10 protein-coding genes are annotated in these 13,379 nt (G+C 51.1%); 3 read left to right on the forward strand and 7 right to left on the reverse strand.

The window, feature by feature from the left end:
• Positions 1 to 190 precede the first annotated feature (190 nt).
• Positions 191 to 598, reverse strand: a complete 408-nt coding sequence (locus AC2FFA_RS18555; protein ID WP_496852717.1) for a thermonuclease family protein — start codon at positions 596 to 598, stop codon at positions 191 to 193.
• Between the two features lie 660 nt (positions 599 to 1,258).
• Between AC2FFA_RS18555 and AC2FFA_RS18560 the strand changes: the two genes are divergently transcribed.
• Positions 1,259 to 1,978, forward strand: coding sequence for a hypothetical protein (locus tag AC2FFA_RS18560; protein ID WP_159090196.1), 720 nt, complete (start codon positions 1,259 to 1,261; stop codon positions 1,976 to 1,978).
• A gap of 123 nt (positions 1,979 to 2,101) precedes the next feature.
• Here AC2FFA_RS18560 and AC2FFA_RS18565 read toward each other — a convergent pair whose 3' ends face one another.
• Both AC2FFA_RS18565 and AC2FFA_RS18570 read right to left on the reverse strand, forming a co-directional pair.
• Positions 2,102 to 3,061 carry an alpha/beta hydrolase gene (locus AC2FFA_RS18565; RefSeq protein WP_496852718.1) on the reverse strand — a complete coding sequence of 320 codons (960 nt, stop codon included), beginning with the start codon at positions 3,059 to 3,061 and terminating at the stop codon, positions 2,102 to 2,104.
• A 7-nt stretch (positions 3,062 to 3,068) separates the two neighbouring features.
• The gene (locus AC2FFA_RS18570; protein ID WP_496852719.1) at positions 3,069 to 4,727 is read right to left on the reverse strand and encodes an RcgA family putative transporter; all 1,659 of its coding nucleotides are present in this window, start codon (positions 4,725 to 4,727) and stop codon (positions 3,069 to 3,071) included.
• Positions 4,728 to 4,901: 174 nt separating this feature from the next.
• On the opposite strand from AC2FFA_RS18570, the gene AC2FFA_RS18575 reads away from it, so the two are divergent.
• Positions 4,902 to 5,855 carry a helix-turn-helix transcriptional regulator gene (locus AC2FFA_RS18575; protein WP_496852720.1) on the forward strand — a complete coding sequence of 318 codons (954 nt, stop codon included), beginning with the start codon at positions 4,902 to 4,904 and terminating at the stop codon, positions 5,853 to 5,855.
• A gap of 759 nt (positions 5,856 to 6,614) precedes the next feature.
• Positions 6,615 to 8,177, forward strand: a complete 1,563-nt coding sequence (gene cueO, locus AC2FFA_RS18580; protein ID WP_496852721.1) for a multicopper oxidase CueO — start codon at positions 6,615 to 6,617, stop codon at positions 8,175 to 8,177.
• A gap of 309 nt (positions 8,178 to 8,486) precedes the next feature.
• Here the strand turns inward: cueO and AC2FFA_RS18585 are convergent, their stop codons facing one another.
• From AC2FFA_RS18585 to AC2FFA_RS18600, 4 genes are all read right to left on the reverse strand, one after another.
• Entirely contained in the window at positions 8,487 to 9,695 is a 1,209-nt protein-coding gene (locus AC2FFA_RS18585; RefSeq protein ID WP_496852722.1) for an ABC transporter ATP-binding protein, read from the reverse strand.
• A 103-nt stretch (positions 9,696 to 9,798) separates the two neighbouring features.
• Positions 9,799 to 10,284, reverse strand: coding sequence for a cupredoxin domain-containing protein (locus AC2FFA_RS18590; protein WP_496852723.1), 486 nt, complete (start codon positions 10,282 to 10,284; stop codon positions 9,799 to 9,801).
• A gap of 104 nt (positions 10,285 to 10,388) precedes the next feature.
• Positions 10,389 to 11,099, reverse strand: coding sequence for a copper resistance protein B (locus AC2FFA_RS18595; protein ID WP_496852724.1), 711 nt, complete (start codon positions 11,097 to 11,099; stop codon positions 10,389 to 10,391).
• Positions 11,100 to 11,132: 33 nt separating this feature from the next.
• Positions 11,133 to 12,794, reverse strand: coding sequence for a multicopper oxidase domain-containing protein (locus AC2FFA_RS18600; RefSeq protein WP_496852774.1), 1,662 nt, complete (start codon positions 12,792 to 12,794; stop codon positions 11,133 to 11,135).
• Positions 12,795 to 13,379 lie beyond the last annotated feature (585 nt).

Here is a 13,379-nt window from a genome sequence, read left to right on the forward strand (position 1 = left end):
GCATTTGCTGTCCTTGTTGGGAGCAGCATCGAGTGTTGCTGTATTCTTCATCGCTTACGGTTCTCTCTTGATGTTGAGGAATGCCCTGGTTCGCATTGGGGCGTTTCTGGTCCTGTCGATTGCGCCAACAACCGACAGGACCGTTCCTTGCTCGATTAGTTTCTTTCCTTTTCCTGCATTTTTACTCCAATCAGATGCACCATGACTGGCGCTTGCCGCCGTCATAGGGTCGCGCAAGACCTTCGGAAATCAGGATGACCCCGACGTCCTGCCCGGCCACACGTCCGACCGCCAGAAAACGGTCGTGCTTGTCCAGTTCTGGTTTGATGACCAACTTAATTTGACCGGCTGTGTCGATGAGGCCTGTGAGCCTGTCTTTCGCCTTCAGCCCCAAAGCCTTTTCCGCATCACATTGTGGACGGTAGGTCTCAGGCGTATCGAAGCCGACCAGGCGGTAGCGGTCATCGCCATGGTCGATGGTGTCGCCGTCAACTGCAACAACTTCCGAGGCGCGCAGGACCTTGGTCGTCTGGCCGAAGTGATGGTTGGCGATCAGCCCCCCGGCTATCACCGCGCAGGAGATAAGGAGCTTCTTCATCCGCCCTGCGCTCCTTCATGCAGAAGAATGATATGATCAGAGGCGAGTGGGCGAAGGACATCAAAAGGTTCGTCCCCTACCCCGTGCCGGGACGGGCAAGCAGTGCTTGAGCAGTTTCTAAGGTAGGAGGCCCTGTGCAGGCCTCGACTAGAGTTAGGGCTGAGTGTCCAAGGCCAGGGCTGTTTCGAGTTGTTTGGGTGAAACTGACTCGATGGAGAAATCCGGCTTAAGGCACAGGAACCGGCCATCACCAAACTCTTGGTGGTGATTGATGAGGCCGGGCCAAAGGACAAGCTCACGCGGGACAGCACCTGTCCTTGAGATCCTCGATTTACAAAGCGCACCAACGTAATCTGGTGATGTGTAAATGCAGTGGTATTTTGGCCGGTCATGGGACGCAAATCCGATGAATTCGTAGCGGCACGTAAAGGGAATTTTGTCTTCCAGAAAGCCCCGGACCATATCAATGGTTACCACGGTATACTGTCTCTTATTGTCCGCCATGGCGATCCCCCTTGGACCGCCTTCTACACCCAAAATTTGTGATGGAAAACTTATGTTGTGTCAATCTATTAAATTGAGGTGATACATTAAAATGTGAAAAAACTGGAAAAGTGTTCTGACTCTGATAGTGTGCCGCAATATATGAAAGGAGACCTTATGAGACACAAGACACCCATGATCCGAAGCTTGTTTGCGGTTGGTACGCTCGCAGTCGCAAGCGTGCCCGCCACTGAGGTCAAAGCCTATCCCATTGACTGTGCAATCTTCTTATGTCTAGCTGGTGGATGGCCGACCGATCCCGACTGCAACGCGGCAAGGGCCGAGTTCATTCGTCGCATCACGCCCATGCCGGTTGAACCACCATTGCAACTTTGGCGATGTCCGATGGGCGTGGTCTTGGGCACTTCCAATCTCACGCCGATGCAACGCCTGGAAGCAATTAGGGAGGTCAGTGCCACGCCTTTCCCTGAGCTGCCCCAAGAAGAGCAAGAACCCTCAGTAATTGTTGAAGTATCATTTGCCTTAGAGTCTTGGGCCAACCCCGGACCCGCCTCCCCTAGCCTACCCGCGCCAACACTTGCAAACGTTGATCTATCATCTGCAGATTTTGATGTTATTCGCTCGATCCGTGTTTGGGATGTCCGTCACTACAGCTACAGGATCCGTGAACGCGAGGGCCCATGCACAACCCGCTTGGATATGTCCGTCGGGACCTACGACGAAAACGCCAATTTCCACTGGTCAGATCGCGCGCCAGGCCCCCGTCCTGATTGGCTGCCCCTGAACAAGGATAGGTGCCCGACCTATTTCCGTGGCGTTGGCGTCGAGTGGTCGGACATATTTGGGAACTACGATTACGAACTGGTCCGTTATTAGGCGACACAAGCTACGGCAGGATACCGCCACACCGCCGGCCAAGATCAACCCAAGAGTTAAAGGCCAGATGAGACGGCTTGGGTTGTTAGCAACCCCAAGCCTAGAAGGGGCAGCTTGCCAACACTATTCTGCTGGCGTCGCAGAAGCACCATGTTTGGTAAAGAAACCGGCAATCTCGCTTATCACATCGCCCCCTACTTCCGAGGTTTCTGTCAGCACGTCGTGCTTGGCATTGCGGATCATCGAGAACTCACCGTTTGGCCATGCCGCCATTCGACGCTTGATCGATGAGTTGTCCACCAGCTGGTCGAGCTCGCCACAGAAGGTTATGCACGGGATGTCGGGGGAGGGCATCTTTGAAAGGCTCCGGCACTCGTATAGGGCCGAATAAAGCCATGCCATTGTTGGTCCACCTATTTGTAGCTCGGGGGCTTTTTTGGCTTGATCAACCCAATAGTCATACATGGCGCTATTGTGGGTAAGGTTGTTTTCCTCAAATGGTGTCTCCAACACGTAAATCTCACTGCTCTCACCTGGGACGTATTTTTGTCCTATCCCAAATTGCTTGAATGCCCACGAAAGGGGCCAAGCTGCGATACGCTGTGCAGCGGTCATTCGTATCCCCCACATCGGGGAGATAAATGCAGCAGACGCAACAGGCAGGCCGTTGAACATCGCCCGGAGACCGATACAGGCACCCATCGATACGCCAATCAGGAAATACGGCTTCGGTAGCTCTAAACTGTTCGCTGCCTCGATGAGAGCCTGAACGTCCTTCTGATAATCTGAGAAGCTGTTAATGTGGCCGGCCAAAGGGTCATCGGCTATGCGGTCCGAAAGCCCTTGGCTTCGCCAGTCTATGACAGCGGTTGCAAACCCATGCCTTGCGAACGCCTTTGCAACGCGCCCATATCTTTCCACGTAGCCAAACCTTCCCAGCATGAGCAAAATAGTACCTTTGCTCTCGCCTTCGCACCGATACGCGCCCACACGAACACGTACATTGTCTTCGGTCTGCATCCAGTAAGCATTGCTGGATGCTGGCCCTTCCGCCATTTGATCGTAGAATTCTGCCTCTATCATTATCCACCTAGTAGGTTCTCAGTTTCGGTCCCGATAGCACGTGTAGTGAGGCGATGGCACTGATACCAACAACAATAGAAAACCCAGTAAACCTCCCAACTAGCACCAAACTAATCGACAACAGCGCGATCACACCCAGCATCTCAAACAATGTAAGATAGTCCCGTGTCGACTGCTGAATCCGGTCGTAAACGGCCAAACGCTCAAAAGAGCTTCGGATTCTGAGAACTCCAAAAATGAAGACAGAGACCGTTACAGCCATCATCATGAAAGTTGTGAAATGGCTAATTGAGCTATTCACCAATAAGCCATTACGCAATGAGGTCGCATCAAATGCACCCATCATGTCTATACTCATCCAAGAGAGGAAATCTGAGCTATCAGAAGACAGGTAAGTAATTTGAAGCTTTACGAGCGTGGCCAACCACAAAGCAAAGACAACAACCCTGAAACCGCCCCAAACGATTTTCTGTCCTTCTTTGCGGACCTGGCGGCCCTCGATTTCGTTGTCTTCAACGTCAAGCGTCATACAGATATCTTGGAAGTCCAAGACGATTATGACAAAGAATAGGAGGCCAAACATGAAAACTGCGATGTATGACGCGGTATACAAGTAGCCCACGAACGATAGCACCATTGCTTCCTCGATAGAGATGACTTCTGGCCGAACAAGCGCAACAAGGTACCGATCGATCTGAACGCTGTTTGCATCTCCGGAAAGGTAAGCAGGCAAGTAGATCCCTGCCCACTGAAAGCCGAACACGAAGAGAAGGCAAAAAAGGGCAATTGCCCAAAACGAGAACGAGAAATTGTTCACTTTAACATACCAGGCCGCGTTGCCTGGGCCATCAATTGACGTCACGCCTTGCAAAATGCACTTCGAACGACCGACCCGCTTCCAATAGGTTGTCAATTCGCTCACGTAATAGATGAAAGCCGGGAGAGCCACCAACGGCAAGACGGTCAGGGTTGGGGCCCAGATAAACCCGACTTGCTTGTCCAGACCTTCGAACGGGCTGTATGTGACACTCAGAGTGTCAAAGACATAGTTCATCAGTCCCAGCCCGCAAAAAACCAGCCAATACACGATCAGTAGGTTCATTGACGCTGCACCACTCAAGATCTTTTCGCATCTCTCGGCAAGGGTCTTTGGATGATGCTGTAAGCCATAGATCCCGCTGGTGTCAGTCGGTACAGAAGACGGCTCGGGAAATTCTCCGACCGGAATAGCTGGGGCAGGCCATGGTTTCGCTGGGGTTGGATCTTCTACAGCCGCTTCTATGGTTTGGCGCTTCTTCTTACTTTTGATTGCCTTCCTTTTTGCCATCAGCCGCCTTTGCCCAGCGGTCAGCTCAGAGCGCCACGCTGTCGTGGCTTCAGTGTCGCCACCACCGAACACCCTGGCTAACAAATTGATGCTCGGAGCACTTATTCCTTTATCATTATTTTCGAACCAGTGCTGTACGGCACGAAGGTCAACACCGGTCTTGTTTGCCTCAATCTCAGATAGAGCAGCCGCAAGCGTTTGCGGCGTCCAGGTTCCGATCGGCAAACCATCGCCACCTATCGGCAGACCTACGCCGATATCCGTTGCGTACTTGAACAGCTCCTTAAAGTCGCTGCCATTTTTCGGCGGTAGGGCAGATTTTCTTTTCTTGTTTTTCAAGTGCTTGGCTAACTAGCTCTCATATCTTCTCGTATGATCTCGTTCCGTTTCGTGGCATTGTCAAGCAGCTGTGGCAATCAACCTTAGTGATAGCGCGGCAAATAGACTTCTCGTGTTCTCAACAACCGATAGTTGAAGACCTAAAACGCAAACAAACGCCCGAGGACAACACACATGCAACTTACAGATATTGGGCAGAGCACCCTAGATTTGCAGCAGACCGGCGAAGCCAGGTTGCAAGAAATCTGCGACAGATATGTGCTGACAAATGCGTCTTATGCACACATCGACACGTCTCTCCAAATCGTTCATGGGTGCACAACCTTCCCTACAGATTGGGTGAATTACTACACGGACAACAATCTGATATTGGCTGATCCACTCATTCGATATGGGGCGAACACTGTTGCGCCGTTGGAGTGGTCAGCATATTCCGCACAACCCGAGTATGCTCCAATGTTTGAGGCTGCAAAACGCTTCGGCGTCGGTTGCCAGGGGATATCAATTCCCACAATCGGCCCGTTCGGTAATCTTGGCCTTTTCACTGTCACCTCCAACCTACCCGCCACGCGCTGGCAATCAAAGGTTCAGAAGCTCCTCCCCGAATTGCGACACGAGGCCCAGCTTCTGCACCTCTTGGCACTGGATGTAATCGACATTACCCTCGATTTCCCCGCGGAGTCTTTGTCTGGGGATGAACGAGATGTCCTTAGAATGTTGGCGGCTGGTTTGTCTCCGCAGAGCATCGCCCGCCAAATTGGCTTTTCCTCCGGCCTGGTCAACATTCTTACGGACTCTATTATGACCAAGTTCAGGAGCAATACGATTGAGCAGGCTGTCGGACGCGCTGTGAGTGTTGGAACACTACTGTGGACCGACTTCTTCGCAAATCCGGTATTAGAAGTCGTCGATCGGGATCAACGTGTACTACTTGGCGGGATAGTGTACTGGACCCGTAATAACTATGAGATCATCTCCTTTGATCGGGGTCGACAGGTTCGGGATCTTGCGAGCTTTGTACCGGTCGAAGCGGCGAGCTTGTCAGAGCGGTTTCTTATTTCCATCGAGGCCATAGCTGGCGCATTTGGTGAAGATGCAGATCGAAAAATTTGGGTTAAGAACCTATGAGTAAGTTTAGCGGGTTTGGAACAAAGCTTCTTCGACCGCTCAAGTTCGGAAGTAAGGACCAACCACCTGCTCTTGGATGTGGCAGGTCACTAGTGATACGCGGCACCAGCTCCGGCATAGACCGGTTGGCGGCAATTGAGATGGCTGGAACTCAAGGCTTGCGAAAACAGCGAAAGAGAAGCGTGCAGCCAACCAGGGCTCCGATGTTTGAGGTCTCCACCCTGTCAGGCTGCACTCCCGTTCCGCGGCAACTGGGACATTTCTACTTTGCACAACCAGTGACATTTCTACTTGGTTGCAAATTTGCCAGTTTTCGCGAATGTATTTTGCATAGGGTTTTGCGTCAGTCATGTACACTGAAAATCAGTGGGTTGCGCGAATGAAGTTCAGTGCTGCAAAAAGGGTCCTTTTCGTCGCCCCATGATGGGACCGCGCGCAGGGGCAGGCAATGACCAGTAGAACCAACGCGATAAAGATCTAGAACCCCAGGGTGCACCAAAGGCAAACGGCGGGATAGGAGTGATGGAAGTCGGAGGGTCTAGTCCAGGGCGTGGATACTAAGCTAGCTGGTTTTCAGCGGGCTAGACGCAGGAGGTAAAAGCTACGAGAATAGACAGTGGCGGGGGTACGAGTAGAGCCCTTACGCTGACTAAGGTTGCGTCCTAGATATGAAACAGCCTGGATCAGTTCAAGGCTTGGTGAACCTCAGGTAGGCACTCCACCGAATTGCGAAAATGGCGACTCTAAAGGTTGGCGGAGATGCGAACACAATCAAATCGAAGACAGATCCTCGGCGGCCTAACTGCTCTAGGCGCAAGTGCGCTGATGCCGTCGGTAAACCAAGCGGCCGCACAAGGTGCGAGACCAGCGCTGTCGATCCCACGCCAACTGTTTGCCAATGCTGATGGGGCAATCCACTTAACCGCGCAGACAGGCTCGATGACATTTGGCGACCGACCCCATACTTCTACGTATGGGATCAATGGCAGCTTTCTTGGGCCAGCCGTACGGGTAAAGCGCGGTGATCAAGTTGTCATGCATGTAAGGAACGCCCTGCCCGAGCCCACGACCATTCATTGGCATGGCCTGATTATTCCTGGCCAGGTCGACGGTGGACCGCATCAGATAATCGCGCCTGGAGAGAGCTGGCAGGCGCCACTGTCGATTGATCAGCCCGCGGCGACGCTTTGGTTCCATCCGCATATCTATCCCGCCACTGCCGAACTGGTCATCAAGGGCTTGGCGGGATTATTGTTAGTTGACGATGATGAAAGCACTAGACTTGGATTGCCTTCCACTTGGGGCATAGATGACATTCCTCTGATATTGCAAGATCGACGGTTCAAGTCCGATGGCGATTTCTTTCACCGATTCAACCTCGCTGCGGTGACAGTAGGCTATGTCGGCGATGTCGCACTTGTTAACGGCGCAGAATACCCGATCGCAAAAACGGCTAAGGGATGGCTGCGCCTGCGTATCCTTAACGGATCCAACGCGCGCAGCTATCGGTTGGCAGCGTCCGACAATCGCGCGTTGTTTGTGATTGGATCGGATGGAGGGTTGTTGGCACAACCGGTGCAATTGACGGAACTTGTTATACATGCTGGCGAGCGATACGAGGTGATATTGGACGCGCGCAACGGTAAGGCATTCGATCTTGTGACCCTGCCAGTTGAGCAACCTATCATGCGATTGCCGCCCTTCGATTTGGCGTTGCCCATGGTCTCGATTGATCCCAGTGGACCTATAGGCAATGGTGTCCTGCCTGATACATTGGCCGCAATGCCCGCGTTGCCGTCCATACCTCCACCGACTAGTCAGACGTTGACAATGAATATGAATCTAGACCAGCAGGGAATGAAAGCTCTGATGGACGCCGGACTAATGGGCGTAACTAAGGGATCCGCAAGCAAAACCGACTTACAGAAGCTGACGGACCTAATTGAAAAAGAACCTGTGCTTTCGGAAGTTGATCAATCGACGGCGAATGGTGTCAACGGGTCTTCATTTACACTGGATGCCAAACCCTTCGAAGCCGAACAGAACACTTTGCTACGCTGGCGGATCAATGAAAACAGTGACGCAATGATGCATCCGGTTCACATCCACGGTTGCCAATTTCGTCTGTTGACCATTGATGGTACGGCTCCACCGGCTCATCTCTCGGGTTGGAAAGATACTGTTGCCATATCCGACGGAGGTTCAGCCGAAATCCTCGTACACTTCCCTCATTCAGCTGGGACGCAGACGCCATATATGGCGCATTGCCATATATTGGAGCATGAAGACTCTGGGATGATGGCTCAGTTCACTGTCGGTTAACAAACGTGTGTCGCATGTCTTTGAAAGGACTGGAACGACCACGTTTTTTTGGGCATTCTCGAAAGCTCACGATAAGATGCTAAGATGCTTAGCCGATCTGTCCGCTTGCAACCTTAGGTTACAGTTAACCTTAGGCTCCAGACTTCAGTAACGGGATCGTCCACGCCAAGGAATATAAGCAATCAATATAAGCCGCCAAAGCGGAGCTTTTGTTTGTCTCGTCCGTTCGGCTTTTTCGCATCTTAGAATGTGACGTTTTATTCAACGCTGGCAATTCGCTTGACGAGAACTGACTATGTGACAGTGGTATTACGCACGTGATGGGTGCTCATCAAGAAACTGATAGACTGCCTTGTAGCGAATTCGCGTGTCTTCAAACTGCTGATAAAACCTGAACAGCTCCTTGAGGGGTGCTGAAAAATCTTTGTAAGCTGCCAGTACGGCAATCAGGGCGCCAAGCGTGATCCTCTCCTGTATGACGAAGTATCCGCCAAGTGTATAAAACACGAATGGCGTCAAGGCTGTAAGGAAGTTATTTAGTGCCTTGGCAAGGAACTTCACTCTGTGAATACGCCACCTGATTTCTTCAAGCCGACGGAGCGAGGCAGCAGTTTGCAGGACATCGCGGGGGTGATCGTGAGCTGGATCAAACTGACGAGCCAAGCAGCGGCTGAGAATTCGCATCTCTTGAATTCGTACGTGGACAAGCCGGTTCACGATTCGTTGAATGTACGGCAGCAAAAACAGTTGTACTGGCAATACAGTTACTGCAGCGAATCCTAGGATCAGATCCTGCATGAACATGAAGGTCAGGATCGTGGCCAACGATCCGCCTTGCATTACAGGTAGAGTAATCAAATCTGCAGCCATTCCACCTATCGGCTCGATTTCCTGTCCGAGCACCTGAGGTAGTTCACTTTTTCGCGCTAGGTGTTTCTGATTTCTCCATCCGCGATAGATAAATAGTCGGAGCCTCCTAAGGCACCGTTCAGCTACACGCCCTTTCAACACGTTTAGTTTGTATTTTCCCAACCCATTCAATGTGATAGTGAGAAAATATGCAACACTTAACACAACCAGTAATTGTATCTGCGTAAGGCTGTACCCCGCAAAGATTACTATATCTTGCGAGTTATCCAGCCCATTGTTCACGATTTGCTTGGGCAACTCCAAAGACAAAAATAGCAGCGGCATTAACGAAAGGCTGAGCAAAATAAGGCAAACTTGCCTGTCGCGCGTGGTTTGAATAATTTGTGAGACCAAATTGTGGTGAAGACCTGCGGCTTCATGCAGAGGCCTCACATCTCGGTTCGGCGCTAGTGGTTTCAAACGAATATAAAGAGCGCGTAGGGCTAGAAATGTAGTCGACACTGCTAGAAATATTGGAACCAACACCAATACCAAATGTAGTGCTGGATGAAGCCAGGCAGGTGCGGCTTCGTCATAGCTGAAACTCAGCCATGCAGCGGCTTTGTGAGCAAAATTGTGATACTCGGGGAGTAATTGATCAGTCGGCATACAAAATCAGTTTTTGAGTTTGGTATGCGGCAACCATCTAGGGATTGCCGCACACATCGGCGCCGTTGCATGGGAACATTGCGGTTAACTATACCAGCAAGAGTTACTGCACTGTGATACTGCCAAACATACCAGAATCGTAATGCCCAGGGATCAAACAAGCGTACTCGAAATCACCGCTATTGGTAAAATTCCAGATAACCTCACCTTGTTCACCGGGCGATAACGTAATTGAATTTGGAGTTCTGTGAGTTTCTGTGCGGGCCGCCATAATCTCTTTGTGTATGCTGTTTAGCTCAGGCGTATCCAAGATGAATTCATGGTCAACTTCACCGTAATTCATCACCTCGAATTTGATAGTCTCACCCTTTTTTATCTCCAGTAGTGAGGGTGTGAAAATCATATCACCTTCATCTGTCTCTTTCATCGAGACTTTGACGGTTTGGTCAACATCGCGGCGGTCGCCGGGTATTCCAACTATCGTTTTTTTGCTTTCGCCGATGTTGCCGGTACCGAGGCCAAAAGGAGAGGCGACTACAGAAGTTCCGGTCAGTACAAGCAACGCCGTGGTGAAAATTAACTTTTTCATGTCTTCTCCATCAATCTGAAAAGGAAACATGTTCCTTTTCAGATTCAGTGTTAAAGAAAGCTTGGGTTTGGCAGGTTGGCCAGAACCGGCCTGAAATTCTGACGTCAGAACACGAGCCTTGCACCAGCCACGATAGCAAAGATTCCATTCTCTTCGCCGTTAGCCCTGATCAGATCCGCAGTGCCGCCATAAGATTTTTCGTAGTTGACCCCGACATAAGGTGACACAGCACGATCAATGAGATCGTAGCTGAGCCGAAGACCCGCTTCGACGGTAACTCCACCTGCTCTTTGATTGTATTCAAGATCATCCTGCAGCGGGACAGTTAGCTCAAGATTAGGGATCAAATACAACCGGTTTGTCAGAGCACTTTCGTATTCGCCTTCGAAACGAAAGAACGAATTCTCCGAAAGATAGAGATCAGCATCAATTTCGAACCATTGTGGCGCCAGTCCTTTGATACCGAGAACTGCATTGTACCGCTCTGGAAGATCGCTGGGCGTATTTGCATAAACTCCCACCACAGCGTCAAAAAAACTCGAAATGGGCATCTGCAACCGTAGTTGGTTTTCAAGGGTCTCGAATTTACCTGAGCGCTCTTGAACCTCCGCTTCGCTGCGCCAGACGAACCTTGACTCATCAGTTCCAACGAAAGCGTCGAAATCCCACTGAATAGTATCCTCTCCTTTATCATTAGATCTGTACTCCAATTGCTCCGCCTGAAACCCGTAAGTATAGGTCTCTGCGCTTGTGTCAGCGGCCCAGCCAAACGAAAGCCCGGCTGCCGCAAATGTTGGGGCGATTAAGTTTTTCATGATTCTTTACTCTGTTTTTTTGCTGTCAGGAGGTCAGGCGGGGCCACCTTGAATGACTATTTTGCGGAACATGCCCGCATCGGCATGGTAGGAAAGATGACAATGGAATGCCCATTGGCCAGTTACGTCCACTTCGGTTTCGGTATAGACGGTAGTTCCCGGTGCAATATTGACAGTGTGTTTGATCGGATCGTACTCGCCCTTTCCGGCATCAAGAATTGACCACATGCCATGCAGGTGCATTGGGTGCGACATCATAGTTTCATTGACAAACTTGAACCGGACCCGCTCCCCGTACTGCAGCTTGATGGGCTCGGCCTCGGAAAGTTTCTCTCCGTTGATCGACCAGATGTATCGCTCCATGTTACCAGTCAGACGCACTTCAATTTCGCGTGTTGCCGACCGATCCCTATAACGCGGTTTGCGCGCCTGAAGGTCACCATAGCTCAGGAATTTTCCGCCGTTCGCCGCCACAGGAATCAATCCACTACCTGATGCGTAGAAGGGGTCTGCAGCTTTCGTGGTTGAAGCGAGGTTGTGGCCCATTTTGCTATGGTCCATTCCGCTCATATCCATCATCGAGGAGGTCGCGTTCTCCATGACAGGTTCTTCCACGCCCGCTCCGCTCATAACACCGCTCATATCCGCCATGGTCAGACGTGGTTTACTGCGAAGAGTTGGAACTGGCCCTGCCATTCCCTCACGCGGGCTCAAAGTGCCTCGGACCAATGCTGTCCGGCCCATAGACTCGGCCACAATGCTGTATGCGCGGTTTTCCTTGGGCTGGACGATCACATCATAGGTTTCGGCGACGGAAATGCGGAGCTCATCCACCGTGACCGGCTCTACGTCATTGCCGTCAGCCTGTATTACAGTCATTTTCAGGCCTGGAATCCGCAAGTCGAAATAGGTCATTGCAGAGGAGTTGATTAGCCGCAACCGCACCTTCTCACCAGGATTGAACAAGCCCGTCCAGTTCTGAGCAGTGCTTTCCCCATTGATTGTGGGAGTAAAACCTTGAACATCTTCGACATCCGTTGGCATCATGCGCATCCGACCCCACATCTTGCGGTCTTCCAGTGCAGCCCTCAGACCTACGTCACCCGTGTCTTTGATGAGATCCTGTGCGGTGCGTTGAGAACGATTGTAGTAGTCTGCCGACATTTTCAGGTTGCGCATGATCCGCTTACCTTGATGCGGATGGGTATCAGTCAACTGAACAACATAGTCGCGGTCAGTGCGGATACTTTCGCCTCCCTTTGGCTCAATCACGATAGCTCCATAAGCCCCGTCTGGTTCTTGAAACCCGGAATGACTATGAAACCAATAGGTTCCGGCCTGTTTGATTGGGAAATTGTATGGGAATGTTTCGCCAGGTTTGATGCCATCAAAACTGATCTTGGGGACACCATCCTGATCAAATGGAAGTATTAGCCCATGCCAATGGATCGAGGTGCTTTCCCGCAGGTTATTGGTTACATTAATAGTGACGTCCTCGCCTTCCTTGAAGCGAAGTATAGTGGGCGTCTGTGTGCTATTGTAGCCGACGCCTTTCTTTCCAAAATCTTCGGTGTCGATCCGGATTTTGTCTACAGTGATATTGTATGTGCCAGCCTGGGCTGTGGTTACAGAGCACAACGCAAGGGTCGCGCCGGTCAGAGCCGCGCGCAAGGATTTAATGGATGACATTGTCAGTCCTTGTAAAGATTATTGGTATTGACGAAATCCACTGCGAGCAGTCACTGCGCACAGAAACGTGAAGATATCAGGATCGTTCACGAAACTGCTTCGACGCATTCCCAAACTTCTCCTGCAACCCTTTCAAGGCTAAGAGAAGACAACGAAATGTCTATGAAAGATACGACTGACAAGGCAGTGGAGTCAGGAGCTTGAGTTCAAGCTTTGGGAGGCGGGACACGAGTCTCGGGACCGGCCAACCTTTTGTTAGGTTCGGTCAGAGGAACTGAAAGCTTTATCACGGTTTCAGAAATGGCACGGTCATACCAAAACTGAAAGGCAACCGAGTTCTCACAGCCTATTGCCTGGTGGCACCGAGCAGAACTGAGAGTTGCACTTAAGGCGGATGTTTCAAGCTGTTCTGCAACGAAACTGTCCGAACGGATATCAGCAGCAACCGCCATAGGGGCAAGAAACGAGGATGCAGTCAGCGCAATTGCCAACAGCATTGAAATCCACAGTTTTCCCGCCTGTTGGCGCATTATTTTATAGTTCCTTGTCCTTTTGACTACTGGTCAAGTAGCTGGGTATGATTTGCAATTC

Source organism: Ruegeria sp. YTSB088 (assembly GCF_059609825.1).

What these genes read in the sequence shown, in the direction of transcription:
- AC2FFA_RS18555 (WP_496852717.1), bottom strand. Translation starts at nt 598, where the DNA reads ATGAAGAAGCTCCTTATCTCCTGCGCGGTGATAGCCGGGGGGCTGATC.
- AC2FFA_RS18560 (WP_159090196.1), top strand. Translation starts at nt 1,259, where the DNA reads ATGAGACACAAGACACCCATGATCCGAAGCTTGTTTGCGGTTGGTACG.
- AC2FFA_RS18565 (WP_496852718.1), bottom strand. Translation starts at nt 3,061, where the DNA reads ATGATAGAGGCAGAATTCTACGATCAAATGGCGGAAGGGCCAGCATCC.
- AC2FFA_RS18575 (WP_496852720.1), top strand. Translation starts at nt 4,902, where the DNA reads ATGCAACTTACAGATATTGGGCAGAGCACCCTAGATTTGCAGCAGACC.
- cueO (WP_496852721.1), top strand. Translation starts at nt 6,615, where the DNA reads ATGCGAACACAATCAAATCGAAGACAGATCCTCGGCGGCCTAACTGCT.
- AC2FFA_RS18585 (WP_496852722.1), bottom strand. Translation starts at nt 9,695, where the DNA reads ATGCCGACTGATCAATTACTCCCCGAGTATCACAATTTTGCTCACAAA.
- AC2FFA_RS18590 (WP_496852723.1), bottom strand. Translation starts at nt 10,284, where the DNA reads ATGAAAAAGTTAATTTTCACCACGGCGTTGCTTGTACTGACCGGAACT.
- AC2FFA_RS18595 (WP_496852724.1), bottom strand. Translation starts at nt 11,099, where the DNA reads ATGAAAAACTTAATCGCCCCAACATTTGCGGCAGCCGGGCTTTCGTTT.